1 protein-coding gene is annotated in these 749 nt (G+C 49.8%); it reads left to right on the forward strand.

Annotation, left to right across the window (positions count from 1 at the left end):
- Positions 1-480 (forward strand): hypothetical protein (locus H3H39_RS27695; protein WP_220461695.1); only part of this gene is annotated, 480 nt, incomplete at its 5' end.
- Positions 481-749 lie beyond the last annotated feature (269 nt).

Below are 749 nucleotides of genomic sequence, written 5' to 3' on the forward strand. Positions count from 1 at the left end.
CCGAACAGGACCGTGAAACAACTCTGCGCCGATGATAGTGCTGCAACCAGTGTGAAAGTAGGTTATCGTCAAGCTAGTTATCCGAAAAACCCCGCCGACTCTTGTGTTGGCGGGGTTTTTTTTCGTCCATTTTCTTCATCGCATCACCTATCTTCCAGCGTCGTCCTACCATCCAGATCCGACAACCGGAAAGGATGTGCCATGAATCCGCTGACCGAATCCGCCAGGCTGGAAGGTATCTTGAGCGGTCCACTCAATGCCATACTTGAACAGCATCGCGTGGCAATCCTGGCGCACCTTGGTGGCGCCTCGACTGGCGTGGCCGACGCCTTGATGAGTGAGGAGAAGATGCGCGGCATGGCCGGCTATTGCTACGAACTACTCCCCTGGCCGGTGCGTCTGGCCGTGAAAAAGCCAGCTTTCGTTGATTTTGTGCTCACACATCGTGAGTCAATATTGAAAAAACTGACAATTTGTTGAAAAACCTTGCCAAAAGGCGGAACGGTTTGCTATAGTTCGGTCCCTCGCGAAACGATACATGCAAATGCAAGTTGAGCGAGGTGAAAAGAGGGGTTGACGAAACGAACTAAACGCTTCATACTCTTTCTTCTTCGCGGCTGACAAACAAAACGCTTTGTCAGAAACGCCGCAAGCAGTACCGAATAAGTTCTTTAAAAATTCACAGTCGATAAGTGTGGACGTTTGATGGAAGTGCACACGAAGCCAGTCTTCGTGATACTTAAAATATC

Origin of the sequence: Rugamonas apoptosis (genome assembly GCF_014042355.1) — a bacterium.
Taxonomy (GTDB): domain Bacteria; phylum Pseudomonadota; class Gammaproteobacteria; order Burkholderiales; family Burkholderiaceae_D; genus Rugamonas; species Rugamonas apoptosis.